The 24188-nt window shown below is 37.8% G+C and carries 26 protein-coding genes; 1 reads left to right on the forward strand and 25 read right to left on the reverse strand.

The window, feature by feature from the left end; genetic code table 11:
* Positions 1-267: 267 nt before the first annotated feature.
* Both NYE73_RS18010 and NYE73_RS18015 read right to left on the reverse strand, forming a co-directional pair.
* Positions 268-1356, reverse strand: coding sequence for a M42 family metallopeptidase (locus NYE73_RS18010; RefSeq protein ID WP_016994857.1), 1089 nt, complete (start codon positions 1354-1356; stop codon positions 268-270).
* Positions 1357-1450: 94 nt separating this feature from the next.
* Entirely contained in the window at positions 1451-1936 is a 486-nt protein-coding gene (locus tag NYE73_RS18015) for a dUTP diphosphatase (RefSeq protein WP_259948446.1), read from the reverse strand.
* A gap of 105 nt (positions 1937-2041) precedes the next feature.
* Between NYE73_RS18015 and NYE73_RS18020 the strand changes: the two genes are divergently transcribed.
* A complete protein-coding gene (locus NYE73_RS18020; protein ID WP_004226335.1) occupies positions 2042-2437 on the forward strand; it encodes a hypothetical protein in 396 nt (131 codons plus the stop codon).
* Between the two features lie 23 nt (positions 2438-2460).
* Here NYE73_RS18020 and NYE73_RS18025 read toward each other — a convergent pair whose 3' ends face one another.
* From NYE73_RS18025 to mdh, 23 genes are all read right to left on the reverse strand, one after another.
* Positions 2461-2724 carry a DUF1294 domain-containing protein gene (locus NYE73_RS18025; protein WP_048393614.1) on the reverse strand — a complete coding sequence of 88 codons (264 nt, stop codon included), beginning with the start codon at positions 2722-2724 and terminating at the stop codon, positions 2461-2463.
* A 146-nt stretch (positions 2725-2870) separates the two neighbouring features.
* A complete protein-coding gene (rplT, locus tag NYE73_RS18030) occupies positions 2871-3230 on the reverse strand; it encodes a 50S ribosomal protein L20 (RefSeq protein WP_004226314.1) in 360 nt (119 codons plus the stop codon).
* Positions 3231-3287: 57 nt separating this feature from the next.
* Positions 3288-3488 (reverse strand): 50S ribosomal protein L35, encoded by a 201-nt coding sequence (gene rpmI, locus NYE73_RS18035; protein WP_004226312.1) that lies wholly within the window; start codon positions 3486-3488, stop codon positions 3288-3290.
* Positions 3489-3519: 31 nt separating this feature from the next.
* Positions 3520-4023 carry a translation initiation factor IF-3 gene (gene infC, locus NYE73_RS18040; RefSeq protein ID WP_016994853.1) on the reverse strand — a complete coding sequence of 168 codons (504 nt, stop codon included), beginning with the start codon at positions 4021-4023 and terminating at the stop codon, positions 3520-3522.
* A 415-nt stretch (positions 4024-4438) separates the two neighbouring features.
* A complete protein-coding gene (thrS, locus tag NYE73_RS18045; RefSeq protein ID WP_259948449.1) occupies positions 4439-6370 on the reverse strand; it encodes a threonine--tRNA ligase in 1932 nt (643 codons plus the stop codon).
* A 554-nt stretch (positions 6371-6924) separates the two neighbouring features.
* A complete protein-coding gene (dnaI, locus tag NYE73_RS18050) occupies positions 6925-7854 on the reverse strand; it encodes a primosomal protein DnaI (RefSeq protein WP_255349866.1) in 930 nt (309 codons plus the stop codon).
* Between the two features lie 27 nt (positions 7855-7881).
* A complete protein-coding gene (locus NYE73_RS18055; RefSeq protein WP_048393607.1) occupies positions 7882-9246 on the reverse strand; it encodes a replication initiation and membrane attachment family protein in 1365 nt (454 codons plus the stop codon).
* 16 nt (positions 9247-9262) lie between these two features.
* Complete coding sequence (nrdR, locus tag NYE73_RS18060) at positions 9263-9733, reverse strand: transcriptional regulator NrdR (RefSeq protein ID WP_004226277.1); 471 nt, start codon at positions 9731-9733, stop codon at positions 9263-9265.
* Between the two features lie 187 nt (positions 9734-9920).
* Positions 9921-10943, reverse strand: a complete 1023-nt coding sequence (locus tag NYE73_RS18065; RefSeq protein WP_259948452.1) for a glyceraldehyde-3-phosphate dehydrogenase — start codon at positions 10941-10943, stop codon at positions 9921-9923.
* Between the two features lie 203 nt (positions 10944-11146).
* Complete coding sequence (gene coaE / locus NYE73_RS18070) at positions 11147-11743, reverse strand: dephospho-CoA kinase (protein WP_054549959.1); 597 nt, start codon at positions 11741-11743, stop codon at positions 11147-11149.
* A gap of 13 nt (positions 11744-11756) precedes the next feature.
* Positions 11757-12629: a bifunctional DNA-formamidopyrimidine glycosylase/DNA-(apurinic or apyrimidinic site) lyase gene (mutM, locus tag NYE73_RS18075; RefSeq protein WP_048393602.1), complete on the reverse strand. Its 873-nt coding sequence runs from the start codon at positions 12627-12629 to the stop codon at positions 11757-11759.
* A gap of 12 nt (positions 12630-12641) precedes the next feature.
* Complete coding sequence (gene polA / locus NYE73_RS18080; protein WP_048393600.1) at positions 12642-15269, reverse strand: DNA polymerase I; 2628 nt, start codon at positions 15267-15269, stop codon at positions 12642-12644.
* Positions 15270-15273: 4 nt separating this feature from the next.
* Positions 15274-15426: a hypothetical protein gene (locus NYE73_RS18085; RefSeq protein WP_259948456.1), complete on the reverse strand. Its 153-nt coding sequence runs from the start codon at positions 15424-15426 to the stop codon at positions 15274-15276.
* A 53-nt stretch (positions 15427-15479) separates the two neighbouring features.
* A complete protein-coding gene (locus tag NYE73_RS18090) occupies positions 15480-15866 on the reverse strand; it encodes a hypothetical protein (RefSeq protein ID WP_066037548.1) in 387 nt (128 codons plus the stop codon).
* A gap of 280 nt (positions 15867-16146) precedes the next feature.
* Positions 16147-16563: a hypothetical protein gene (locus tag NYE73_RS18095; protein ID WP_048393595.1), complete on the reverse strand. Its 417-nt coding sequence runs from the start codon at positions 16561-16563 to the stop codon at positions 16147-16149.
* A 183-nt stretch (positions 16564-16746) separates the two neighbouring features.
* Positions 16747-17757 carry a protease modulator HflC gene (hflC, locus tag NYE73_RS18100; protein ID WP_048393593.1) on the reverse strand — a complete coding sequence of 337 codons (1011 nt, stop codon included), beginning with the start codon at positions 17755-17757 and terminating at the stop codon, positions 16747-16749.
* Positions 17757-18728: an FtsH protease activity modulator HflK gene (gene hflK, locus NYE73_RS18105; RefSeq protein ID WP_048393591.1), complete on the reverse strand. Its 972-nt coding sequence runs from the start codon at positions 18726-18728 to the stop codon at positions 17757-17759. The genes hflC and hflK overlap by 1 nt, the downstream gene beginning before the upstream one ends.
* 149 nt (positions 18729-18877) lie before the next feature.
* The gene (locus NYE73_RS18110) at positions 18878-19591 is read right to left on the reverse strand and encodes an LrgB family protein (RefSeq protein ID WP_004226253.1); all 714 of its coding nucleotides are present in this window, start codon (positions 19589-19591) and stop codon (positions 18878-18880) included.
* Positions 19588-19956 (reverse strand): CidA/LrgA family holin-like protein, encoded by a 369-nt coding sequence (locus tag NYE73_RS18115; protein ID WP_048393586.1) that lies wholly within the window; start codon positions 19954-19956, stop codon positions 19588-19590. Before NYE73_RS18115 ends, NYE73_RS18110 begins: the two co-directional genes overlap by 4 nt.
* 351 nt (positions 19957-20307) lie before the next feature.
* Positions 20308-21843 (reverse strand): two-component system histidine kinase PnpS, encoded by a 1536-nt coding sequence (gene pnpS, locus NYE73_RS18120; RefSeq protein ID WP_048393584.1) that lies wholly within the window; start codon positions 21841-21843, stop codon positions 20308-20310.
* Entirely contained in the window at positions 21840-22556 is a 717-nt protein-coding gene (locus tag NYE73_RS18125) for a response regulator transcription factor (protein ID WP_016993215.1), read from the reverse strand. The genes pnpS and NYE73_RS18125 overlap by 4 nt, the downstream gene beginning before the upstream one ends.
* A gap of 52 nt (positions 22557-22608) precedes the next feature.
* Positions 22609-23049 (reverse strand): MaoC/PaaZ C-terminal domain-containing protein, encoded by a 441-nt coding sequence (locus NYE73_RS18130; RefSeq protein WP_004226245.1) that lies wholly within the window; start codon positions 23047-23049, stop codon positions 22609-22611.
* Positions 23050-23206: 157 nt separating this feature from the next.
* Positions 23207-24145 (reverse strand): malate dehydrogenase, encoded by a 939-nt coding sequence (gene mdh / locus NYE73_RS18135; RefSeq protein WP_340815655.1) that lies wholly within the window; start codon positions 24143-24145, stop codon positions 23207-23209.
* Positions 24146-24188 lie beyond the last annotated feature (43 nt).

Raw genomic sequence — 24188 nt, forward strand, 5'->3', positions numbered from 1 at the left:
GCTAGCAATGATTCTTGTCATAAGCTAACTTAACATGGGCTGTTGCTCAGCACAGCAACAATCAATTTACTTGCAGATATTTTCCATTAACCTACAAATTAATACTTCTCTATATTTTGATTTCTATAAGAGTCTTACTCACTAATAAGAATGGGACTTGTGTTTAATTACTATTCATATTAGCAAGTCTAATTGTCTTGGAATGAGTAAAAAAGCCTCCTAACATTTTGTTAGAAGGCAAAATCATGCTATATCTATTTAGCAGTATCAGTCAAAAGTAATTTTATTGACTGCATCACGGTCTAATTTTTTAATGACTTCTACCATTAATTTAACGGCATTATCATAATCATCACGATGTAGGATACCTGCATGTGAATGAATATAGCGTGTTGCAATACCGATTGATAGTGCTGGTACACCATTTGCTGTTACGTGGATGGAGCCAGCATCTGTACCACCGCCAGCCATCGCTTCAAATTGATATGGAATATTGTGCTCATCTGCTACATCTAATACGAATTCACGTAAGCCACGATGTGAAACCATAGATGCATCATACACAACGATTTGAGGGCCTGCACCCATCTTACTCGTTGATTCTTTTGCTGTAACTCCAGGAGTATCTCCTGCTACACCTACGTCCACTGCAAATCCAATATCTGGTTGGATTTTATGTGTAGCAGTTTTTGCACCGCGAAGTCCAACTTCTTCTTGTACATTCCCTACAGAATAAAGAATATTAGGGTGCTTTTCATTTTGTAACGCTTTCATAACATCAATCGCGATTGCACAGCCGATACGGTTATCCCAAGCTTTAGCTAATAGATACTTATCATTTTTCATTACATTAAATTCAAAGTACGGTGTTACCATATCGCCAGGACGTACGCCCCACTCAAGTACTTCATCTTTAGAAGCTGCACCAATATCAATAAACATATCTTTAATGTCTACTACCTTATTACGTACATCCGCAGGTAAAATATGAGGTGGCTTTGAACCAATAACCCCAATCACTTCATCGCCCTTACGTGTAGTAATCGTTACACGCTGTGCAAGCATAACTTGGCTCCACCAGCCACCCACTGTTTGGAATTTGATAAAGCCTTTGTCATCAATTTGTGTAACCATGAAGCCTACTTCATCTAAATGTCCTGCTACAACAATTTTAGGACCGTTTTCATCGCCAACTTTTTTAGCAATGACACTACCTAAGTTATCTGTTTCTACAGTATCTGCATATGGTGCAATGTATTTTTTCATGACCTCACGCGGTGCACGTTCATTACCTGCGATACCATTCGCATCTGTTAAATCTTTAAACATTTGTAATGTTGGATCTAGTTGTGTCATCCTTTTGCCTCCTACTTCTTGTATCTATTTTATTATACTTCGTTTATCGAAATATTCCTAGCTTAATCGTCTGAAAATTGGTGTATTTCTTAATTTAATAACCTGAACGCTGCCGATGATAATTTTCATGATTTTTTTCAAGATAAGCACCAACTACATCCTCAAATGTAAAACCGAGATTATACGCTAGTAATCCATAGTATTGCCAAATAGCTAAATAACGCTCCTCTGTAGGTTGATGAATAAATGCTAAAATAACACTTTGTGTTTCTAAAAAAGTAGCTGTTAAATCTTTGTTTTCTTCTACGAAAGGCCACATTTCAATCGATGTATAGCCCTTTAATAAGCCCAGAGATAAGATAAAATGAATCGAATCTACATATTCTTCTAAAATGACTTCACGTGCTGATGGTCCCTTTGTGCTCCAAAATTTAAAGCAACGTGTTTCATTAGCAAGCTCAGCTAGTTCCACTAGTAAGGCTAAGCCCTTTTCCTGAAACACATCTTGCTGAATATTTTGTGTTTGCTCGATAAAATCATCAAGCTCTTTTTGCATGGTAAACAATTGTTGTAAATTCATTTTTTTCTCCTAAATTTCTAAAAAATTTTTTATAAAAAGTGAAACTATTTGACCCTTCTAATCGTATAGGAAAGAATAACCTTTCTTCAAGGGGGAAATTTAAACATGTTGCCGTTACTAATTCGACTTGCTGTAATAGCGCTTATTATTTATGTATTTTACAAAGCGATTCGTTATATAACTGATCCTAAACGCAAACTTGATGAAGCCTATGAAAAAGGCCAGTATTATTTCTATGATGACGTTAAAAATGTCCGAAAAAATTTCTTTATTTCCTATAAGGGTGCTCTTTTTGAAGGTGAAAAATACCTAGGCACAACAGAGGATGCATTTGAGGTTGTAACCATTTTCGTCGGTGCGCGCGATGCTGCAACATTACAAGGCTTCAGCAAAAGCGACTTTGAATATTTGCAGCAAGAAATATTATTGAACTATCCAAGCGCCAAAATCAATTGGAAGCAGCCCATTGAACAGCTTATGCGAAACACATCCCCATCATGAGGATGTGTTTTAATTATTCTCATTTATGTCCAGAGCTGCACAATGATAAAAATTTGTATGGCTGCAAGTAGGGGAAAACCAAATGCAAAACGATTATGACGTGTTTTGTGGCGGAATAAATACATACCCAATACACCCCCAGCTGCCCCTCCTGCTATGGCTAGTGTAAATAATGTACGCTCTGCTATACGCCATTCATGATTCTTTGCGCGTGATTTATCCATCCCCATTAAAATGAGCAATACAATTGATACAATGCTCATATAAGCTAATAATGCTTGTCCCATTTCTTACTCCTTTAAAACCGTGATACTATTAATCTAACACAAAAAAGACTGATGGAAAAACCCATCAGTCTTTTTATTGCACTTATGATATTTCACACCTGTCGCTAAGCTTTCGGTGCAGAAATAATAGTGAATGTTGTCAGCTATTATTTAGCTACTGCTTTTTTAGCAGCGTCTGCTAATTGAGTGAATGCTGCAGCATCAGTTACTGCAAGGTCAGCTAACATTTTACGGTTAACTTCAATACCAGCAACTTTTAAACCGTGCATTAAACGGCTATAAGAAAGACCGTTCATACGAGCAGCTGCGTTGATACGAGTGATCCATAATTTACGGAAATCACGTTTTTTCTGACGACGGTCACGGTATGCATATTGACCTGATTTCATTACTGCTTGGTTAGCAACTTTGTATAATGTATGTTTTGAACCATAGTAACCTTTAGCTAATTTCAATACTTTTTTACGACGTTTGCGCGTCACTGTTCCGCCTTTTACGCGTGGCATATGAATTACCTCCTGCTTTTCATTAAAAAATGAATGTTAGTATTTTTTTGTAGTCAATTATTTCATGTAAACAAGTAAAGATTTGATGCGTTTGAAGTCACCAGATGATACGATGTTCGCTTTACGTAGGTGACGTTTTTGTTTCGTAGATTTGTTTGCGAATAAGTGGCTTCCATAAGCACGGTCGTATTTTAATTTACCTGAACCCGTTTTTTTGAAACGTTTCGCAGCTCCACGGTGAGTTTTCATTTTTGGCATGTCGAATTCCTCCTAAACTGTTCGTCTAATATTATTTCTCGTTCTTTGGTTGAAGAACTAAGAACATGCTTCGGCCTTCCATCTTCGGTTTTTGTTCTACCGTTGATACTTCAGCACAAGCTTCAGCAAAACGATCTAACACACGTTGACCAATCTCTTTGTGTGTGATCGCACGACCTTTGAAACGTAGGCTACATTTTACTTTATCGCCTTTTTCAAGGAATTTAATCGCATTACGTAACTTCGTTTGGAAATCATGCTCATCGATTGTTGGGCTCAAACGAACCTCTTTCATTACGATGACCTTTTGATTTTTACGAATTTCACGGTCTTTCTTTTGCTGTTCAAACTTAAATTTACCATAGTCCATGATACGAGCGACTGGCGGCTTGGCTTGAGGGGCCACAAGGACAAGATCCAAGTTTACACGAGCGGCGATTTCTAGCGCTTCATTACGTGTCTTTACACCAAGCTGGTCACCATTGTGATCGATTAATCGAAGTTCACGTGCGCGAATGCCTTCGTTTACATACATGTCTTTGCTAATAGTAATCCACCTCCAAGTAGTTGTCGCGAATACATGGTTTGGGCAAAGCCTTGCCCGGTTGAACGGTACATCCTCTCGTCATGTCCATAAAAAAAGGACGGACATTTTTGAAGATGTCCGCCCGCTATATGTGCATGCGCAAGTCTACGCAAAACAATTCAACGTGTCATACCTGTTCACAGCCTTTAAAGCGTTGTATCAGGTGAGAAGCGGGCAGCCTCTACTTCAACCACAAACTTTGTATTCATTAACCTTAATTATATTAGCATGTATATGATAAGCTGTCAAATATTTATTTTCTTATCTGTGCTAACATAACCAAAATGAAGCTATTCTATACAAATGCAAGATTTATTTTATACAGAAACCCTCACTTTGGCAAGCGAGGGTTTCTAGTTAAAGCTTATTTTGTAATTTCTGTTTTTATAGCTGCTAGGAAATCCTCAAAGCTAATTGTTTCGGAATCTTTCGAGCCATAACGTCGAACATTTACGCCATTTGCCTCAACCTCTTTATCCCCGATAACAAGCATATAAGGAATCTTTTTCATTTGTGCCTCACGGATTTTATAGCCTAATTTCTCTTCACGATCATCCATTTCCACACGTAAACCAGCCGCTGTAAGTTGCTCTTCAATTTGCTTTGCATAGTCGAAGTGAGCTTCATTCGATACTGGAATAACTTCAACTTGTACCGGTGCTAACCAAGTTGGGAATGCTCCTTTGTATTCTTCAATTAAGAAGGCAACAAAACGTTCCATTGTTGATACAACACCACGGTGGATAACAACTGGACGATGAGGCTTACCATCTTCCCCAACATAAGTTAGGTCGAAGCGTTCTGGTAATAAGAAGTCTAATTGAACTGTAGATAAAGTCTCTTCTTTACCAATCGCTGTTTTTACTTGAACGTCAAGTTTAGGACCATAGAATGCAGCCTCACCTTCCGCTTCAAAGTAGTCTAAGCCAAGTTCGTCCATTGCTTCTTTTAGCATACTTTGTGCTTTTTCCCACATTGCATCATCATCGAAGTATTTCTCAGTATCTGCTGGGTCGCGATAAGATAAACGGAATGAGTAATCATTAAGGTCGAAATCTTTATAAACCTCTAAAATTAACTGTACTACTTTTTGGAATTCCGCTTTAATTTGATCTGGGCGAACAAAAATATGGGCATCATTTAATGTCATCCCACGAACACGTTGTAAGCCTGAAACAGCCCCTGACATTTCGTAACGGTGCATAGTGCCAAGCTCTGCAATACGCAATGGTAGGTTACGATATGAATGCATGCTGTTTTTGTACACCATCATATGGTGAGGACAGTTCATTGGACGCATAATTAATGTTTCATTATCCATTTCCATTGGTGGGAAAATTGAATCTTGATAATGATCCCAGTGACCAGAAGTTTGATAAAGCTCCTTAGAACCTAATACTGGTGTATAAACGTGCTTATAGCCAAGTGATAATTCTTTATCGACAATATAACGTTCAATAACACGACGAATTGTTGCACCATTTGGTAACCAAAGTGGTAAACCTTGGCCAACCTTTTGGGAAGTTGTAAACAGTTCTAATTCTTTTCCGATTTTACGGTGATCACGTTCTTTTGCTTCTTCTAGCATTTGAAGGTGGTGTTTTAATTCCTCTTTTTTGAAGAACGCTGTACCATAAATACGTTGTAACATTTTGTTATCAGAGTTCCCTCTCCAGTAAGCACCCGCTAATGATAAAAGCTTGAATTCACGAAGTTTACCCGTAGATGGTACGTGGATACCACGGCAAAGATCAAAAAACTCGCCTTGATAATAAATAGATACTTGCTCATCTGCAGGAATGGCTTCAAGTAATTCTAATTTATACTCATCGCTAATTTCTTCATAAAGGGCTTGTGCTTCTGCACGGCTTACATTTTTGCGTTCTACCTCAAGGTTTTCAGCAATAATTTTCTTCATTTCTTTTTCAATGGCTGGTAGATCTTCAGCAGTGATTGGTGTTGGTGAGTCGATATCATAGTAGAAACCACCTTCAATTACTGGACCAATACCAAGCTTTACATCTGGGAATAGACGTTTAATAGCTTGCGCTGTTAAATGGGCAGTTGAGTGACGTAAAATTTCAAGTGCTGCCTCATCATCTTGTGTAATGATTGCAATTGTTGCATCCTCTTCAATTGGTGTTTTTAAATCTACTAACACACCATTAATTTTACCTGCATACGCTTTTTTCCGTAAGCCAGGGCTAATAGATAATGCTACGTCATCAGTTGATGTGCCTTTTGCAAATTCCTTTACAGCGCCATCTGGGAAAGTTAATTTAATCATTTCTGACATATCCTTTGCACTCCTTTGTTTTTGATAAATACATAATGCTTGATGATTGGCTGGAGCAATGTTTGTGTGACTCTACGGCTTGGTTTGAGCGGAGTCATTGCTTTTTTAAGCATTTCTCTGTTCAATCGGAGCGGCATCTTCATGTTTCTGAGCGGTTTCTTACTCTCTATGAGCGAATTTACCACTTTCGCGAGCGACTTATCTCCCTATATGAGCGGAGCCACCACTATTTCAATGAAATCTGAGAAAAATAAAAAAAGCTCCGTCCCTCACAAAAGGGACGAAGCGTATGCTCGTGGTTCCACCCTTCTTCCTTCCGACTTACATAAAGTCAGACGAAGCTCAAGGCTAGCTAACGGGCTAGGGACCGGCGAAAGATTATCCCTTTCGCTGCTCAGTAGGTAGTAAATAATGTGCCCATACTAGGAAGTTTTCAGCCGATGACTTCCCTCTCTAAAAGCTGATACACAAAATTCATGTCCTCATCAATGCATATTGATATTAAGTATATGAGTCAGTATACGCTCGATTGTCGAAAAATGCAACTATCAATGTTACATCCGACGATTTTTGCCTCGCATTTCGATTGGCACTGTTAGGGCTTTAATTCGCTCCATAATTCGTCCCGCTTTGACAACCTCAATATCACCTTTTTGTGACTGAGCTAAGTGATGCTCTAATTCTTCATAGTTAAAATTAGACGTAATAAAAGTTGGCAATTGCTCTGCCATCCGATAATGGAAAATAGTCCCCAATATTTCATCACGTGTCCAGGCAGTCATTGTCTCCGCACCTAAATCATCTAGCATTAAGACAGGAGCCTTTTTAATATAATCTATTTTCTCATTCAATGTATTATCACCAATGGCATTTTTCATTTCTCGTAAAAATTCTGGAACGAAAACTACCACAGAGCGGATTTTAATAGATGCTAATTCATTGGCCAATGCCCCAAGTACAAAGGATTTCCCTACACCAAATTTACCATATAGGTAAAAACCTTTTGCAGGTAATTGACCAGTTTCTTTTGTTATTTTAACAAATTGAGCTGCTTTTTGTGCAATCGCCACACGTGATTCATCATCAATACTTAAATCATGAATTGTTGCTTGTAGCACATCTTTTGGCATATGCATACTTGCAATCATATTCGCAACATCCCGGCGTTCTTCTTCCCTAATCTTTTGCTCACAGCGCACATAGTCCATTTCAATAGAATTCCGAACAACCCTTAATGTCGGGATGAATCCTTTTAAATAGTTTGTACAATGTTCGGTATTATCACACCCACAGCACTCAGTAGATTGACTAATAAACTCATGCAGTTTAGGTAAATTTCGCTCAACATTGTCATAGTTTAATTCATCTGCATGCTGCGCTAAAAATTCCTGCACATGCGGGTGCTCTAAAATTTCACGTCGCATGGCTTCATAGCGTTCTTGGAACGAGGGTACATTAATTGCTCGCTTTAGTGGTCCATTTATAGGTTCGATTACTGCTCACCTTCTTTACTATTCGCTTTTTCCTAGCATCTCTAATATTTTTTGTCGCTCTTTTTCAAAATCTATAGTACTAGAGGTAGATTCCTCTTGATTGTCATTTCGTTTATAGAACCATTCAGGCACTTTTTCTTCACGTTGATATCTTGAACGTCCTTTAGTCTGTTGACTCGTTTTATTGGACGTTTGCGGCTTGTTTTTCCAAGCTGTATATTTATCATGCTCTTGACGTGCAAGTTCCATTGCTTCCTTAGCGGTCTGGACATTTTTTCGTACCCAATGATCAGCAATCGTTTCCACATATTTCTTAGGGAGCTTCATATCTGTTGTTAGCATAACGTATTCTAACAATGCATTAACCACTCCAATTGGCATGCCATGTTGAACGATTAAATTTTCTGCAAGTTGGACTGAGGTTTGTAATGGTTCTTTACCATTATTTATATCTCTTAAAACTTGGACAGGTGCCGTTGTTTCTAAATAGTGTTGAAGTTCCTGATCCTTGGTTTTTTGTCCCGCTTCTGCTACTGGTAGAGGATCGGTGACACGGGCAAGTTTTGGCGGCTCCTTGGATACGGTTAATTTATAAAAATCAGCAGCAGCCTTTCGTAAACGTTCCTGAGAAATTCCTAAATCATCATCTAAAGCAAGTATGACTACTTTTTGCATATCAAGGGCTGTTAAATGATATAAAAATGCCAACTTGGCTATAGCTTCACGCACTTCAAATGTCAACAAATTGGAAGGTACCAATTGCTCAGACAAACCAGCTTGCAATAAATCAAAATCGAATTGCTCCAAATAAAAAGGATATACTTTTTGTTGTTTATCCTTATGACTCGTATCCACTTGTAAATCTGATGGGATATTGGCATGAACAGGCTTATAGACATCAATAAAAGCACGAGATACATCCTTAAACGCCGAGTCCTTTACAGGTGACATAAAGCGCTGACGTAAGTTGCGATAAGCCTGCTCTCCAATTTTACTAAACAAAAACATCGACAGCAGCGGGTCTTTCATAAAGCTATCTGCATCTAATGGGCGCTGTAGCTCATATAAAAAACTACGCTCACCAGCATTTTCTTTTTTCCATGTACGCAGCAAACCAATAGCTTCTAAAGCAATACGAGCCTCAAACACTTTACCAATTGGTAGCCCTAGCACATTCATTAAATAATAATGTGTCATTTGCTGCTTTGGCATTTGCTCTGCTTCTGCCCATAATGTTAAATAGAGGCTAACTGGCTCTGATCCCGTTAATGGTTGATAAAATAATGTAACTAATTGACGCTCTTGTGTAGAAAATGCATGAGGTAGACGAATGTCGAAAGGATCGCCAGGCTGCAATTCCTTATATAAATGAATCAACGTCATTCATCCTCTCTGTTTGCTATGATTTCTTCTCCGTTTGACGTTGAATAATGTCCTTTATTTCTTCAATAAAGACATTGATATCTTTAAACTGACGGTAGACCGACGCAAAACGCACATAGGCAACCTCATCAATTTTGGCTAAGCGGTCCATGACCATTTCGCCAACATCTTCTGAGCGTACTTCCGAATTTCCAATACGACGAAGATCTTTTTCAATGGACAGAACAAGTTCCTCCAGCACATCAAGTGCCACTGGACGTTTTTCACAAGCACGAATAAGCCCACGAAGTACCTTCTCACGGCTAAACTCTTCTCGTGAACCTTCCTTTTTCACAACGACTAATGGCGTCTCTTCAATTTTTTCAAACGTTGTAAAACGGAAGCCACATGACTCACATTCACGACGTCTACGAATTTCTTTATTATCATCTACTGGCCTCGAATCCACAACACGCGTTCCGTTAAATTGGCAAGATGGACATCTCATATAATTACTCTCCTGGTTTACAACAATTTAATATATCTATTATAACAAATTTCCTACATGTAAGAAAAGTGCATTCACGTTTGTGGGCTCATGATAAATCTAAAGCACCTGAAGTACAAGAAAAGTTTCTGTAAAAAAAGAGCACATTGAAACCTTTTCGATTTCAATGTGCTATCTATAGAAATTATTACGCGTTTACCGTTTCTAAAGCATTTGCCACTTTTTTCACAAGGTCAACAACGCGTGCAGAGTAGCCCCACTCGTTATCATACCAAGCAAGTACTTTTACTTTGCGGTTGCCTAACACCATTGTAGAAAGTCCATCAACTGTTGAAGAATAAGTTGTTGTATTGTAATCAGAAGATACTAATGGCTCAACAGAGAAATTAAGGATACCCTTCATTGGACCTTCTGTTGCCGCTTTTACAAATGCTGCATTAACTGCATCAACTGTTACATCTGTATTTAAATCTACTACAAGGTCAACTAAAGATACGTTTGGTGTTGGAACACGAAGTGCCATACCATGAATTTTACCCTCTAATTCAGGTAACACTAATTTTAAGGCTTTCGCTGCACCTGTAGATGTTGGGATAATGGATTGGGCGCATCCACGTGCACGACGTAAATCTTTATGCGGATTGTCTAAGTTCTTTTGGTCATTTGTATAAGCATGAACTGTTGTCATTAAACCATTCTCAATACCAAATGTGTCATTCAATACTTTTGCTACTGGCGCTAAGCAGTTTGTTGTACAAGAAGCATTTGAAATAACATCATGTTTCGCAATATCCAATTTGTCATCATTTACACCTAAAACAATTGTGACATCCTCGTTTTTACCTGGTGCTGTTAAGATTACTTTTTTCGCGCCTGCTGCTAAGTGCATTGCTGCTTTATCACGCACATTAAATTTTCCTGTAGCTTCAATAACGATATCTACACCCATTGTAGACCAAGGTAATTTTAAAGGATCACGTTCACTAATAATTTGAACTCGTTTACCATTTACAACTAAAGCATCGCCTGCTGGTTCTACCGTACCTTCAAATGTTCCGTGATTTGTGTCATACTTAATCAAATGTGCTAACGTTTCTGCAGGATAGCTAGCGTTAATTGCAACGATGTTTAAATCTTGTTGTACGATAGCCTGGCGGAAAACCATACGTCCGATACGCCCGAAACCATTAATAGCAATTGATACTGTCATTTATAATATCCTCCTGTGAGTACATACTCAGATTAATTAATTATATACTTTATGGTGATTAGTATAACACAATTTTAAAAAAGATGAACATTATATATTGAGAATATAAAAGTTCTTATTTTCTGAAAAATTATTCTTTATTATGGCGTTTCCCCATAAAAAAATGCGTAGCAAGGTCGGCTTGCTACGCATTATAAAAGAACTCATGAAATAACATCCCAATAATGCAGGATTTTTTTTAATTGTTCTTCTGTACTTTCTATATTTTCATTATTATAAATGACCGCATGTGCACCCTTTTCTTTGACAGACATCGGCAGTTGAGAGTGCATACGTGCCAATGCATCTTCTTTAGATAAATTATTTCGTTCCATTAAACGTCGAAGCTGAACTTCTTCACTGACCGATACCACAATGATACGTTCCACAAAATGTTGAAGCTTACTCTCAAATAACAAAGGAATGTCCATCACAACATGTTCATGTCCTGCTTCTAAATAAGCATCACGCTGACGTAACATTTCTTTTCTGATTGCTGGATGCATGATATCATTTAACGTTTTGCGTTTGGCAGGCTCATGAAATATGATATCTCCCAGCAAAGTTCGATTTAAATTGCCGTCCTCAAGCAAGATAGCTTGTCCGAAGCTTTCAGCAATCAATGCTAATGTTTCAGTTCCTGGTTCTACGACATCTCGTGCTACAACATCTGCATCAACAATCGGTAAACCCAGTTCGCTCATCATTTTAGCTACTGTACTTTTTCCACTTGCAATACTTCCTGTTAGTCCGATAATCATTGCTAAATCCCCTTTAATGTTGACAATTTGGGCAATAGACAGAGGTACGCCCTCCAATTGTCATTTGACTTGTTGCCGTTTCACATGCTGGACATACCTTTTTCCCATACATTTTTAATCGATTCTGCATACTCCCTGCTTCCCCATTAATATTCCGATAATCAGAAATAGTTGAACCACCCGCTTCAATGCTTTGACGTAGGACAGCAACAATCTCCTCAAATAATGCTCGCTTCCGCTTTTCACTAATGCGGCTCATTTTGCGTGCAGGGTGAATTTTCTGAGCAAACAATGCCTCTGTTGCATAAATATTGCCACAGCCCGAAATGACTTGCCCATCCATAATTACTTCTTTTACGGCTTTATTTTCATATTTCGGTAGCTTAGATTTTGTTATAAAAAAATCACATGCATGCTCATCAAATGGCTCTGGTGCCATTTTTGTCAATGGCGCATGATCTTCAATTTTTGTCAGAAAACGAAGTTCACCGAATCGACGAATATCTGAATATATCAAGTATCCCCCATCTGCCATTTCAAATGTCGCATGGATATGCTTTTGAAATTTCGCCTCATTGATTTCTTCGGGTGAATTCACAACAAACCAAGCACCTGTCATCCCTAAGTGACTAACAAGAACATATGGAACATCATCCTTCAGCAAATGAAAGAAAATATATTTTGCTCTTCGTTCAATTTTGGTAATGGTCATCTGGGACAAAGTACTTTCAAATGCATCAGGCGCTGCTTGTTTGACAATACATTGTTTACCCTCACTAAAAGAGAAATGTACTCGTTCAGAAAGCTGAACCTGTTGAATGGTACGTCCTTCAACTGTTGGCTTCAATGCCTGGACGACACCCTCTACCTCTGGTAATTCAGGCATTTGAATCCCTCCTTATTTTGCCTCGTACCAAGTTGAGCCATGGTTAAAATCTACTTTAAGCGGTACAGCAAGCTCAATAGCGTTTTCCATGACTTCAGGTACAATTTTTTCGAGTAAGGCAATCTCTTCCTTTGGTGCCTCAAAGATTAGCTCATCGTGCACTTGAAGTAGCAGTTTTGCCTGCATCTTTTCTTTTTTCAATCGAGCATCCATATCAATCATTGCCTTTTTAATGATATCAGCTGCACTACCTTGAATTGGCGTATTCATCGCCGTACGCTCAGCAAAGCTTCTTAAATTAAAGTTTGAGCTTGTTATATCCGGTAAATAACGGCGTCTATTTAATATCGTTGTCACATAGCCATTAAATTTTGCATTTTGTACAATGTCATCCATGTACTGTTTTACACCAGGGAAACTTGCGAAATACTTTTCAATAAAATTAGCCGCTTCCTTACGCGTAATATCTAAGTTTTGTGATAGACCATAATCACTAATACCGTAGACTATTCCAAAGTTAACAGCTTTCGCTGCGCGACGCATATTACTATCAACCTCATCTTCTGACACATGAAATACATCCATAGCTGTACGTGTATGAACGTCCATTCCTTCACGGAAAGCCTCAACAAGGTTTTTATCTTCTGACATATGTGCAAGAACGCGTAATTCAATTTGCGAATAGTCAGCAGAAAATAATATCCAATCCTCTTTTGAAGGTACAAAGGCTTGACGAATTTTGCGGCCCTCCTCCAAACGAATTGGGATGTTTTGTAAATTCGGATCTGTTGAGCTTAAACGCCCTGTTGCAGTTAAAGCTTGCTGGAAGCGCGTATGCACTTTACTATCTGATACATGAATCTCCTTTAGTAAGCCTTCAATATATGTGGATTGTAATTTTCCAAGTTGGCGATACAACAGAATATGTTCGATGATAGCATGCTCTGACTGTAATTTTTCTAGGACATCTGCAGCAGTTGAATAGCCTGTCTTAGTCTTTTTAATCACAGGTAGCCCTAGCTTATCGAATAGAATCACACCTAATTGTTTTGGTGAATTAATATTAAAGGTTTCTCCAGCTTCTGCATAAATTTCTTGCTCAATTACTACAAGTTTATCATTAAGCTCTTGCCCCATTTTCTCTAACGTAGCGCGGTTAACCGTAATCCCTTCGCTTTCCATTTCACCTAAAATTCCTGCCAATGGTAGCTCTAGGTTTTTATAAAGATCGAATTGTTCATTTTCCTTTAATAAGGCTTCCAGTTTCGGCTGTAATGACCATACTGCAAAAGCTTTACGGCTAACATGCTGTGCAAGTTGGTCCAAATCAGGTATTGCACGCTTGGCACCTTTTCCATATACCGCTTCATCTGCTTGGACATCATAGTAGCCTAATTCCCTTGCAAGTGTTGCGATATCATCGCCACTTAATGCTGGATTATTAATATAAGAGGCAAGTAGCAAATCAAAGTCAACGCCAGCTAATTGAATCCCAGCTCGCTTTAATGATGCTTGAGCTGCCTTAGAATCGGATATATATTTTATTTTTGTGGCATCTTCTAGCCAACGACGGAGAATATCTGATTTTGCTGCTTTATCAAATGGAATATATTGCGTCTTTACGCCATCTGATAAGGCAATTCCCAGCTGCTGACAAGTATGATAGTGCTCGTTTTCAAGCTCTACATGCACAGCCATCACATCTTTTAAATCCTCAGGTCGAACTTCCTGGACAAGGTCATAATCGAGAGGCGCCTGTTCTTCTTCTTGCACTGTAAAGTCACTTTTATCAAGCAGCGATTTAAAGCCAAGCTCACGCCACACATTGATTAATTCATCTTCTTTTGGCCCATTATATGCAAGATCAGCCAGTGAAATGGTGATTGGAGCATCCGTATAAATCGTTGCCAGCTTCTTACTCATGATGGCTTGCTCTTCATTAGCTACAAGCTTTTCCTTCATTTTAGAAGCTTTCAATGTATCCATTGCTTCATAAAGTGCTTCAACGGAGCCATGCTCTTTTAATAATTTTACAGCCGTTTTTTCCCCGACGCCTGGTACACCAGGAATATTATCGGAGGAATCCCCCATCAAGCCTTTCATATCAATAATTTGAAGCGGCGTTAACCCATACTTTTCCGCAATAAAGGCTGGTGTATTTTTCTCTATTTCCGTAATACCTTTTTTCGTTATATAAACGGTTACTTGCTCTGTCGCCAGCTGAGTTAAATCACGGTCTCCAGAAACGATGATAACATCCATATCCTGCGACGAAGCCTCTTTAGCAAGCGTTCCGATAATATCATCCGCTTCATATAACTCCTGCTCATATTGCTTAATACCATACGCATCAATAAGCTTTCGTAAATAAGGAAATTGCTCTGATAATTCTGGTGGTGTCTTTTGACGTCCTCCTTTATATTCTGTAAAGGTTTCATGGCGGAATGTTGTTTTCCCAGCATCAAAAGCAACCAATATTTTGGTTGGCTGTTCTTCCTCTAATATTCTTTGTAGCATTGTTGTAAAGCCGTATACAGCATTAGTATGAATGCCACTATCATTCGTTAGCAATGGCAACGCAAAAAACGCGCGATACGCTAAACTATTACCGTCCAATAATAGTAATTTTTCCTTGGTCATGATTTTATCCTCCTGCGTTGTCTTCTTCTTCTACTTTATCATAACAATACATTTCAAGTAAAAAAAGCAGGCGTCCATCCTCAAGGTTATCCATTATTTTTAATGGTTTATCCACCACTTTAAAGACTTTATCCGCTATTTTAGCATTCCTATTCATTCAAAAAAGCCAACCGCGCGCAGCGGTTGACTTGTTTAAAATATTTTAACTCCTTAACGCATATTACCTATAATAGATGAACGACTATCCTGCATTTTTTTTACAAAATTAGTCATTACATCAAAAGCCTCATTTCGTTTACTATTCATGCTTTGTAAACGGAGCATATCCATTTGCTGAGAATTACTTAAAGCATCCATTTGACCTTGCTGTGCATTCAAATCAGCTAGCTGTTGATTTCGTTGTTGAACATCCTCTAGTTGATCCTTAAGCTGATTTTCTAACAGCTGTGCTCGCTGTGATTGGACTGCCTGTAATGCTGATTCTAGATCCATGCCTTGAATATCAATTGGTTGAATTAGGCTATTAGCAGAGGATTGCCCTGCCCCACTAAATAATAATCCGACTGCTAAAGCACTTCCAAACACGACCTTTTTCATCTTTATTACCTCCTATTAAAATGAATCTTTGCTTATCATACATACTAAAGGTTAAAACTAGGTTAAAAAATTCAATATGGTATGTATGCATCTGCCTATCAAGTTTAGTCATTGACTATTCTCAATAACTTGACTGTACTACAGATTAAATAAGGGCAATACTGACAAATGTTAATAATTTACGTATTTACAAGGCATAAGACGTATTACATCCATTACTAAAAAGCAAAAACTTTCATTCAAGGACAAGTCTCCTGTAAATGAAAGTTCTTAATAGTTATTATTGATTTGAAGTACGATAAAAAACTTCTTCATAGATGACAGTTAATATAAATGCATTCATAAAAGCAAACACAAGAAATAACGGCATGCCGCCTAATTGTGGATATGTTAGCTCTTGATTAAATACCATTACTGTACTAATTTGTGCCAAAAAGAAGATTAAGCCAATTCCAACTTGCCAAATAGGACGCTTGACCTTTCTTTTTTCATACCAAAATAATTTCTTAAAAAGGTTTCTTACATCATCTGCAATAATGATACTGATTAAAAAGATACAAACAAAAAATACTGGTATATGATAAACACTTTTCGTCACCCACGAAAAATCGGATAGACGGTAGAAAAGTGTTAATATCGAAGCTATACTACAAGCAATCCCTAAATTTTGGAGCCATTTGCTAATTTGTAATTTCAAAGCCTTTACCCCCAACTATTCTTTTTTAAACATTATCATTCTATCAAATTATAGCTGATTCGGGAATACAAACTTATAAATTTCTATTATTTTCATACTATAATAATTCGATTTCACGGATAGTTATAATTTGTGCAGCAAAAAAGTCGTCTCCTTCAAGACAGAGACGACTTTAAACTGCGTTTATTTAATATAACCAGACAAGATGTTGGCATATGGTGAAGTAGCTGGCAAGATAATAACCGTATCTTCCCCAACCGTTTTCTTATAGGATTCTAATGTGCGGTATAAAGAATAAAATTCAGGATCTTGAGAGAAAGATTTATTGTAAATCTTTGCAGCCTCTGCTTCTCCTTCAGCTTGAATTAAAGCAGCTTCTTTACTTGCTTTAGCAAGCATTTCTTGTACGTGTTGATCCGTTTGTGCCTCAATACGACGTTTCTGTGCATCTCCCTCTGAAAGATACTTTTGTGCAATTGATTCACGATCTGAAATCATATTCGTAAAAACGGATTGTTCATTTTCAGTTGGTAAATCAATGCGACGTATACGTACATCTACTACTTCAATACCATAGTTATCATTGGAAAGAAGTTCATTAACACGTTCAGTTACTTGATCATTTATGCTGCCTCGAGAAGAATCCTCATCATTTATAATCTCCGTATAGTTAATTCGGCCAAGTTCAGAGCGAATAACAGAATAAATGAACTCTTCCATACGTGATTCAACTTTTTCTATCGTACCAGCATTTGAAATCAATAGCTTAGGATCCGTAATACGCCATACAGCATAATTATCAATAATAATTCGTTTTTTATCCTTTGTATTAATTTCTTCTTCCGAAATCTCATATGTCATTTGGTTTTTTGGTAACTTTGTGACACTTTGAATAAAAGGAATTTTCATATTTAAACCTGGTTCACGCTCAAATTTAACAACCTCTCCAAACTGCCGAACAACAGCATACTCTGATTCTTTAACTATATAAATATTCGTTAATAAAGTAATCACTAGAGCGAATATGACCGTTAAGGTTACAGCTAGAGAGATATATTTTTTAGGATTCTTCGGTCCTTTCTTCGACATTTTAACTACATTGTCTCCCGAATCACCTTCTGAAGGAGCAGCTTTTTTACTTTTGCCAGATAAGAAATTGAGGAATTTTTCTAGATCCTTATTTTTTTGGTCCATTAGTTACCGCTCCCCTCTTTTTTCTCTGTTTGTGTCTGTTGCGACTGTTGAGGCTGTAGTTGCTGAAGTGGTAAATACTTCATCGTACTACCATCATCATTCATAATGTAAATTTGTGCTTTCGGTAGGACATTTTCAAGCGTCTCTATAATTAACCGCTCTCGTGTAATTTGCTGATTGCCCTTGTATTGCTCATACATTTTATTAAAGACCGCTACATCCCCTTGTGCTTGCTCAATACGGGCTGTTTTAGTTCCTTTTGCTTTCGACATAATAGCATCACGTTCGCCTTCAGCTTCACTAATGCGTTGGTTTTCATATTTTTCAGCTTCATTTATTTTTGTATTTTTCATTTCACGTGCATCTGTTACAGCAGTGAATGCTGCACGCACATCTTTATTTGGCAATTCTACATCTTGCAATTTCACACCTAAAACGCTTATTCCAATATCGTATTTTTCAATAAGAGAAACTAATAATTGGCGAGTATTTGCTTCGATGTCAGCTTTACCTTCTGTTAACGCTGCATCGATAGAAGAGCTTCCGATTATAGAACGAATGGCACTCGATGTCGCGCTATGTAATATTCTTTCTGGATCCTGCGAATTAAATAAAAACTTATTAGGCTCTGTAATTTTCCATTGAACAACAAGGTCTGTTAAGACAATATTTTCATCCCCCGTAATCATTTTTGTTTCGGCATCGTATGCCTCTAACTCACCTGCTTTATTTTGCTTATAACCAAATTGCAGACTAAACGTTTCTTTTGACAAAATTTCTACGGATTGGACGGGCCAAGGTAATTTAAAATGAAGACCTGGATTTGTTACTGTATCATCGGCACGACCAAATGTAATAACCACAGCTTGCTCTGATTCATCTACCGTGTACCATGAAGTAAAAACTGTAATAAGTGCAATAATTCCAAATATTCCAAGTCCAACAATCATTAGTGTCCTTTTCACACTCATGTCTGTTCCTCCTTTTGCTTAGTACTATTGTTTACGGTGAACCCTTATAAAAAGTTTCAAAATATTTTCATATAATGATTGTAAAGGACAGAATCCTCTGTATCTCACTCTTAACAAAAGCTTATCAATGCAAAAAAATCCTGTTACCTTTAGGGCAACAGGATATTGATAACCAGATGTTCAAATACTGGGAAAATGGTAGTGGATAATACAATACTAATTAATGCAGCAACGATCATCGCTAGACTAGCAAATGTGCCTTCTAGCTCTCCAAATTCAAATGCTTTTGATGTACCCGTTCCATGAGCACCCATACCAAGCATTAATCCTCTAGATGAAGGTCTGTGAAAACGACATACTTTGATAACGATTGGTGCTAACAAGCTTCCTAAAATACCAGTCGTCATAACGAAAACAGCTGTAAGCGTAGGAGAACCACCAATCATATTAGAAATATCCATCGCAATAGGTGTTGTTACAGAACGTGGCACTAAACTATGCACCAACTCATCATTTAAACCCACCAATAGAGCCATCATAAAGGATGACACAATAGCAACCGCTGAACCAACAGCAATGCTGATGAAAATTTCAAATGCGTGTTTTTTTAATAGGTTGACATTTTTATATATAGGAACGGCAAACGCAACGGTTGCTGGTCCTAGTAAATTTGTTAAGACACTCGCTCCAGAATTGTAGGATTTATAAGATATACCTGTCAGTAGTAAAATACCTATAATGACTAAAGGTGTAATCAGCATAGGTGTCAGCCATTCTTTTTTATATTTTTTGTAAAACATTTTACAAATATAAAAAATAGCAACGGTCCCAAGTAAGCTGACAATGGCGATTAATAAAGTCATATCGCATCACCCTTCTTTCGCTGCTCTAGCCATTGTGCTGTATACCCCGTTACAAACATTACCACAATGGCACTCACAACAATGACCAGCACAACCTTCATTCCCTGCACACCAAATAAGGCATGATAATCAATAACACCAATGGCAGATGGAATAAAGAATAATAAGAGTTCACTTAATAGTACGGCTGCTCCTAATTCAATCCATTCAAGCTTGATTATATGAAACTGTAACAGTAAAAATAATAGGACAAGTCCTATTATACTCCCTGGAATCGGCAAGTGAAGTAGGCGTGCAATAGTATTTCCGATTAATAATAGGATATAAAGATAGCCGATTTGCACGATACTTTTGACGATTTTCATGGTCATCCTTCTCTCATTTTTTTCTCTGCCTCAACAGTCAGGAAAACACGATTCGAATGATAAGAAGGTTGATTCACTGACTGTCAAAGCGTTCGTCTAACAGACAATCGCGGGTAAGATGGTTGTTAAACTTTATGCTACTATACTTTACACCTATTTACGTTCCCTGTAAAACAGAAAAAGAACCTAGTGTCTAAAAAACACTAAATTCTTTCTGTGGGGAATATAAAGCAGTTAAAAATCTTCTATTAGATTTTTATGGTCATCGTCTTAACAATCATATTGGGGGTTTCTAGAAATAAGTATAGTGCCCAAATATGAATGTAACATGTTGTTCATGTAAAGGATTTGTTAATTTTTCGGAATCATGACAATCATTTTAGTTCCTATGCCGACTTCACTCTCTACTTGAATTCGGCCATGATGCGCCTCGACTAAATGCTTAACAATCGCTAAGCCTAAGCCTGTTCCACCAGAATTACGACTTCTCGCTCGATCCACCCGATAAAATCTTTCAAAAACGCGCGCTATTTCATGTTTTTCAATACCAATTCCTTGATCCTCTATTTCGATAATGCCATGTGTTTCATTTTCCTTTAATCGAATAGAAACAGTCGTGTTTTCAGGTGAATATGTAATCGCATTGGTAATTAAATTCGTCACAATCTGAATGATACGATTGGCATCCCCCATAACCTGGACATCTCGTTCGATATCCACCTGGAAGCTCATATTTTTTTCATCCAATCGCGGAGCTGTCAATTCTGCTCCACGAATTAGAACATCCTGTAAGCCCATCGGCATAATATTGACAGTAAAACCATGCTGCTCGATCTTTGAGAGCTCTAGTAAATCTTGAATCAGCATTTGAAGTCGATTACTTTCTTTATATATAATCTCCAAAAAGGAAATCAGCATTTTTTCGTCTTTATAGGCCCCATCCAATAAAGTTTCTGAAAAGCCTTTAATAGATGTAATAGGTGTGCGTAATTCATGTGATACATTCGCAACAAAGTCTTTCCGAATTTGTTCTAATCGAACTAGTTCCGTTATATCATGCATAACGATAACAACGCCTAGCCATCGTCCGTGGTCCCCGATGACCGGTGCCCCATAAACTTCTTTGTTATAAAGTTCTTGCTGTACTTCCATTTTAATTTGTTGTCGATAAGGCATTTCTGTCAGAAAAACATGATCGATAAATTGTTCTAATGATTTAGGTAAGCCTATTGTACGAAAAACCTTTCCTTGTACATCATCAAGCTGCATTCCAAAGCGCTCCAGAAATACTCGATTTACAATGGAAATATTCCCCTCACGACCAATCATCATAAGGGAGCTCCCCATATTTTCAATTAAGGTTTTCAGTCTTTCTTCCTCTACTTCACGTATCGTTGTAATATCTTGCAAATTCCGTGCCAATATGTTTATGGAATGACTCAGTGGTATCATCCGTTCATGCTCATTTTCTTGAGCACGTGCACGATAGTTACCCTTTGCAAGCTCAAGGGCAGTGTCTGTCACATTATCAATCGGTGCAGTAAAGTTACGTATCATATAACGACTTATAATTGCTATTAATATCAACGTGATGGTAAAGAGAATAGCCAGTACTCCGTAAAGGCGAGCACGCACATAGTTCAATAAGGATTCGTCTCGTTCCATAGCCTGAGCTGCGTACAAAGCTTCCTGATCTTCCTTCGTTAAATCCATTTTGCGTTCATCGATTACTTGGTCCATTGATGTCCGTATCTCAGTGGTTGCTTGCTCGTTATATTGCTCGATATAAACAGGAAAAAGCTGACCTATAACAATCATTAGGACAGCTAGTATCGTTCCAAGTAAAAGCATGAATGTCAAGAATAAGCGGTTGCTCATCGATTTCATGTCGTTTTCGGCTCCTCAAATTTATAACCAAGACCTCTAATTGTTTTTATAAACATCGGCTTACGGCTATTTTCTTCAATTTTATCGCGAAGGTGGCTAATGTGTACATCCACAATTCGAGTATCGCCAGCAAAATCATATTTCCATACAGCACTTAATAGCTGATCACGTGTTAATACACGATTTTTATTTTCAAGTAAATAGATGAGTAGCTCAAACTCTTTTGGTGTAAATTCCAGTGCCTCATCCTGTAAAAATACTTCAAATCGCTCTGGGTACACTCGCAATTGTCCAAACTCATACATTTTTTCCTGCGCCTCATCCTTATCATCTGCGACAACATTTTGCGTGAAACGTCTTAATACAGCCTTGACACGCGCTAAAACTTCACGAGGACTAAAAGGCTTTGTCATGTAATCATCTGCTCCCAACTCAAGACCAAGAACTTTATCAAATTCGTCATCTTTAGCAGTTAGCATAATAATTGGCGTATTCATACGTTGTTGTCGTATTTGTTTACAGACCTCCATGCCATCTAGTTTTGGAAGCATCAAATCTAAAAGAATTAAATTTGGCTGTAAGTCGATTGCTTTTTCAAGCCCTTCCTGACCATCAGCAGCCGTTTCCACTACATAGCCTGCCTGTTCTAAATTATATTTCAATAATGTTGCAATCGAAAATTCATCTTCAATTACTAAAATCGTTTTTGTCATGTCTAATGCCTCCGTTAGTGATTTGAAACCCCCATTTCAAATCTCAAGACGTCTATAGCGCAAGTGGTGGAGTCACAAGCAATAAACCTTCAATTACAAGCTGCTTCTGCTCATTATATGAGTGGACAGATACAGTGATGGTATTGTCATATTTATTGATTGCTGTAACCTCTAATAGCGTATCGAACAATTCATAATGATAGAGAGGTCCTAAATATTTCAAATGTTGCTCAATAATTCGTGCACCTGGTCCTGGAATATACTTTGACACAGCTGATGTAATAATACCATTTAACATAATTGTCGGCACAATTGGCTTTTGAAAAGGTGTCATAGCCGCATAATCATGTTGAATATAAAGCGGGTTACTATCGTTTGTAAGGCCTAAATAAAGCAATAGATCCCTATCTTCAATTTTTTCAGTGATATGGATTTTCTCGCCAACTGTAATTTCATCGATTGTGAGACCAAGTTTACTATTTTTTTGAAGCAAAGATACGCCAACCCCTTTTCTATCATACTACATTCATAGTATCAATTTTATGCTAAAAGTACAATGAAAAGCAGAAGAACCTTACCTTTCTCAACCCTGGAAACATAAAAAACGAGCAGGAACATTCCCTACTCGTTTTAAGATTTAGACTGATATTCTACACTAAAATTTTCATCACATTACGAACTGCTTCTGCCGATTGATCTAAAGCTGCTTTTTCTTTGTCCGTTAATTCTAGCTCAAAGATTTTTTCAATACCGTTTTCGCCAAGTAATGTAGGAACACCTAAGTATAAATCATGATAGCCGTACTCGCCTTCTAAATAAGCAATAGATGGTAAAATACGTTTTTGGTCTTTTACAATAGCTTCAGCCATCTCTATTAGTGCCGCAGCAGGCGCATAATAGGCAGAGCCGTTACCAAGTAAGTTGACAATTTCTGCTCCACCATTACGCGTTCGGTCAACAATTTCTTCTAAACGTTCAGCAGAAATAAGTGTTTCTAACGGAATACCACCAGCAAATGAATAACGTGTTAACGGTACCATTGTGTCACCGTGACCACCTAATACAAAACCAGTAATATCTTTCACTGAAATCTTAAGTTCTTCTGCCACAAATGCACAGAAACGAGCCGTATCAAGAACACCTGATTGACCAATTACACGGTTTTTAGGGAAGCCAGTTTCTTTGTATACTGTGTATGTCATGGCATCAACTGGGTTTGTCAGTACAAGGATTGTAGCATTTGGTGAATGCGTAGCAATCTCTTTTGAAACAGTTTTCATAACACTCTGATTGATTTGAACAAGGTCATCACGGCTCATACCTGGTTTACGTGCAACACCAGCGGTAATGATCACTACGTCAGAATTCGCCGTATCTGCATAATTGGAAGTATCTTGCACATAAGAGTCAAACCCTTGTATTGGTGCTGCCTCCCACATATCTAGCGCCTTACCCTTTGTTGGGTTTTCTGCTTGTGGAATATCCACTAATACGACGTCACCAAGTTCTTTCTGAGCTGCTAAAAATGCTGCAGTAGCGCCTGTAAAACCGCCACCGATAACTGAGATTTTTTTTCGTTTCAGAGACATTTGAATACGCTCCTTTAAAATTAGGTTATATATTTTAAAAGAG

The organism is Lysinibacillus sp. FSL K6-0102, from assembly GCF_038003545.1.
Lineage (GTDB): Bacteria > Bacillota > Bacilli > Bacillales_A > Planococcaceae > Lysinibacillus > Lysinibacillus capsici.

Bases quoted from the DNA above. Each gene is read 5' to 3' on its own strand.
- NYE73_RS18010 (WP_016994857.1), bottom strand. From the start codon at position 1,356: ATGACACAACTAGATCCAACATTACAAATGTTTAAAGATTTAACAGAT.
- NYE73_RS18015 (WP_259948446.1), bottom strand. From the start codon at position 1,936: ATGAATTTACAACAATTGTTTACCATGCAAAAAGAGCTTGATGATTTT.
- NYE73_RS18020 (WP_004226335.1), top strand. From the start codon at position 2,042: ATGTTGCCGTTACTAATTCGACTTGCTGTAATAGCGCTTATTATTTAT.
- NYE73_RS18025 (WP_048393614.1), bottom strand. From the start codon at position 2,724: ATGGGACAAGCATTATTAGCTTATATGAGCATTGTATCAATTGTATTG.
- rplT (WP_004226314.1), bottom strand. From the start codon at position 3,230: ATGCCACGCGTAAAAGGCGGAACAGTGACGCGCAAACGTCGTAAAAAA.
- rpmI (WP_004226312.1), bottom strand. From the start codon at position 3,488: ATGCCAAAAATGAAAACTCACCGTGGAGCTGCGAAACGTTTCAAAAAA.
- infC (WP_016994853.1), bottom strand. From the start codon at position 4,023: ATGTATGTAAACGAAGGCATTCGCGCACGTGAACTTCGATTAATCGAT.
- thrS (WP_259948449.1), bottom strand. From the start codon at position 6,370: ATGTCAGAAATGATTAAATTAACTTTCCCAGATGGCGCTGTAAAGGAA.
- NYE73_RS18055 (WP_048393607.1), bottom strand. From the start codon at position 9,246: ATGACGTTGATTCATTTATATAAGGAATTGCAGCCTGGCGATCCTTTC.
- nrdR (WP_004226277.1), bottom strand. From the start codon at position 9,733: ATGAGATGTCCATCTTGCCAATTTAACGGAACGCGTGTTGTGGATTCG.
- NYE73_RS18065 (WP_259948452.1), bottom strand. From the start codon at position 10,943: ATGACAGTATCAATTGCTATTAATGGTTTCGGGCGTATCGGACGTATG.
- coaE (WP_054549959.1), bottom strand. From the start codon at position 11,743: ATGATTATCGGACTAACAGGAAGTATTGCAAGTGGAAAAAGTACAGTA.
- mutM (WP_048393602.1), bottom strand. From the start codon at position 12,629: ATGCCTGAATTACCAGAGGTAGAGGGTGTCGTCCAGGCATTGAAGCCA.
- polA (WP_048393600.1), bottom strand. From the start codon at position 15,269: ATGACCAAGGAAAAATTACTATTATTGGACGGTAATAGTTTAGCGTAT.
- NYE73_RS18085 (WP_259948456.1), bottom strand. From the start codon at position 15,426: ATGAATAGGAATGCTAAAATAGCGGATAAAGTCTTTAAAGTGGTGGAT.
- NYE73_RS18090 (WP_066037548.1), bottom strand. From the start codon at position 15,866: ATGAAAAAGGTCGTGTTTGGAAGTGCTTTAGCAGTCGGATTATTATTT.
- hflC (WP_048393593.1), bottom strand. From the start codon at position 17,757: ATGGACCAAAAAAATAAGGATCTAGAAAAATTCCTCAATTTCTTATCT.
- hflK (WP_048393591.1), bottom strand. From the start codon at position 18,728: ATGAGTGTGAAAAGGACACTAATGATTGTTGGACTTGGAATATTTGGA.
- NYE73_RS18110 (WP_004226253.1), bottom strand. From the start codon at position 19,591: ATGACTTTATTAATCGCCATTGTCAGCTTACTTGGGACCGTTGCTATT.
- NYE73_RS18115 (WP_048393586.1), bottom strand. From the start codon at position 19,956: ATGAAAATCGTCAAAAGTATCGTGCAAATCGGCTATCTTTATATCCTA.
- pnpS (WP_048393584.1), bottom strand. From the start codon at position 21,843: ATGAAATCGATGAGCAACCGCTTATTCTTGACATTCATGCTTTTACTT.
- NYE73_RS18125 (WP_016993215.1), bottom strand. From the start codon at position 22,556: ATGACAAAAACGATTTTAGTAATTGAAGATGAATTTTCGATTGCAACA.
- mdh (WP_340815655.1), bottom strand. From the start codon at position 24,145: ATGTCTCTGAAACGAAAAAAAATCTCAGTTATCGGTGGCGGTTTTACA.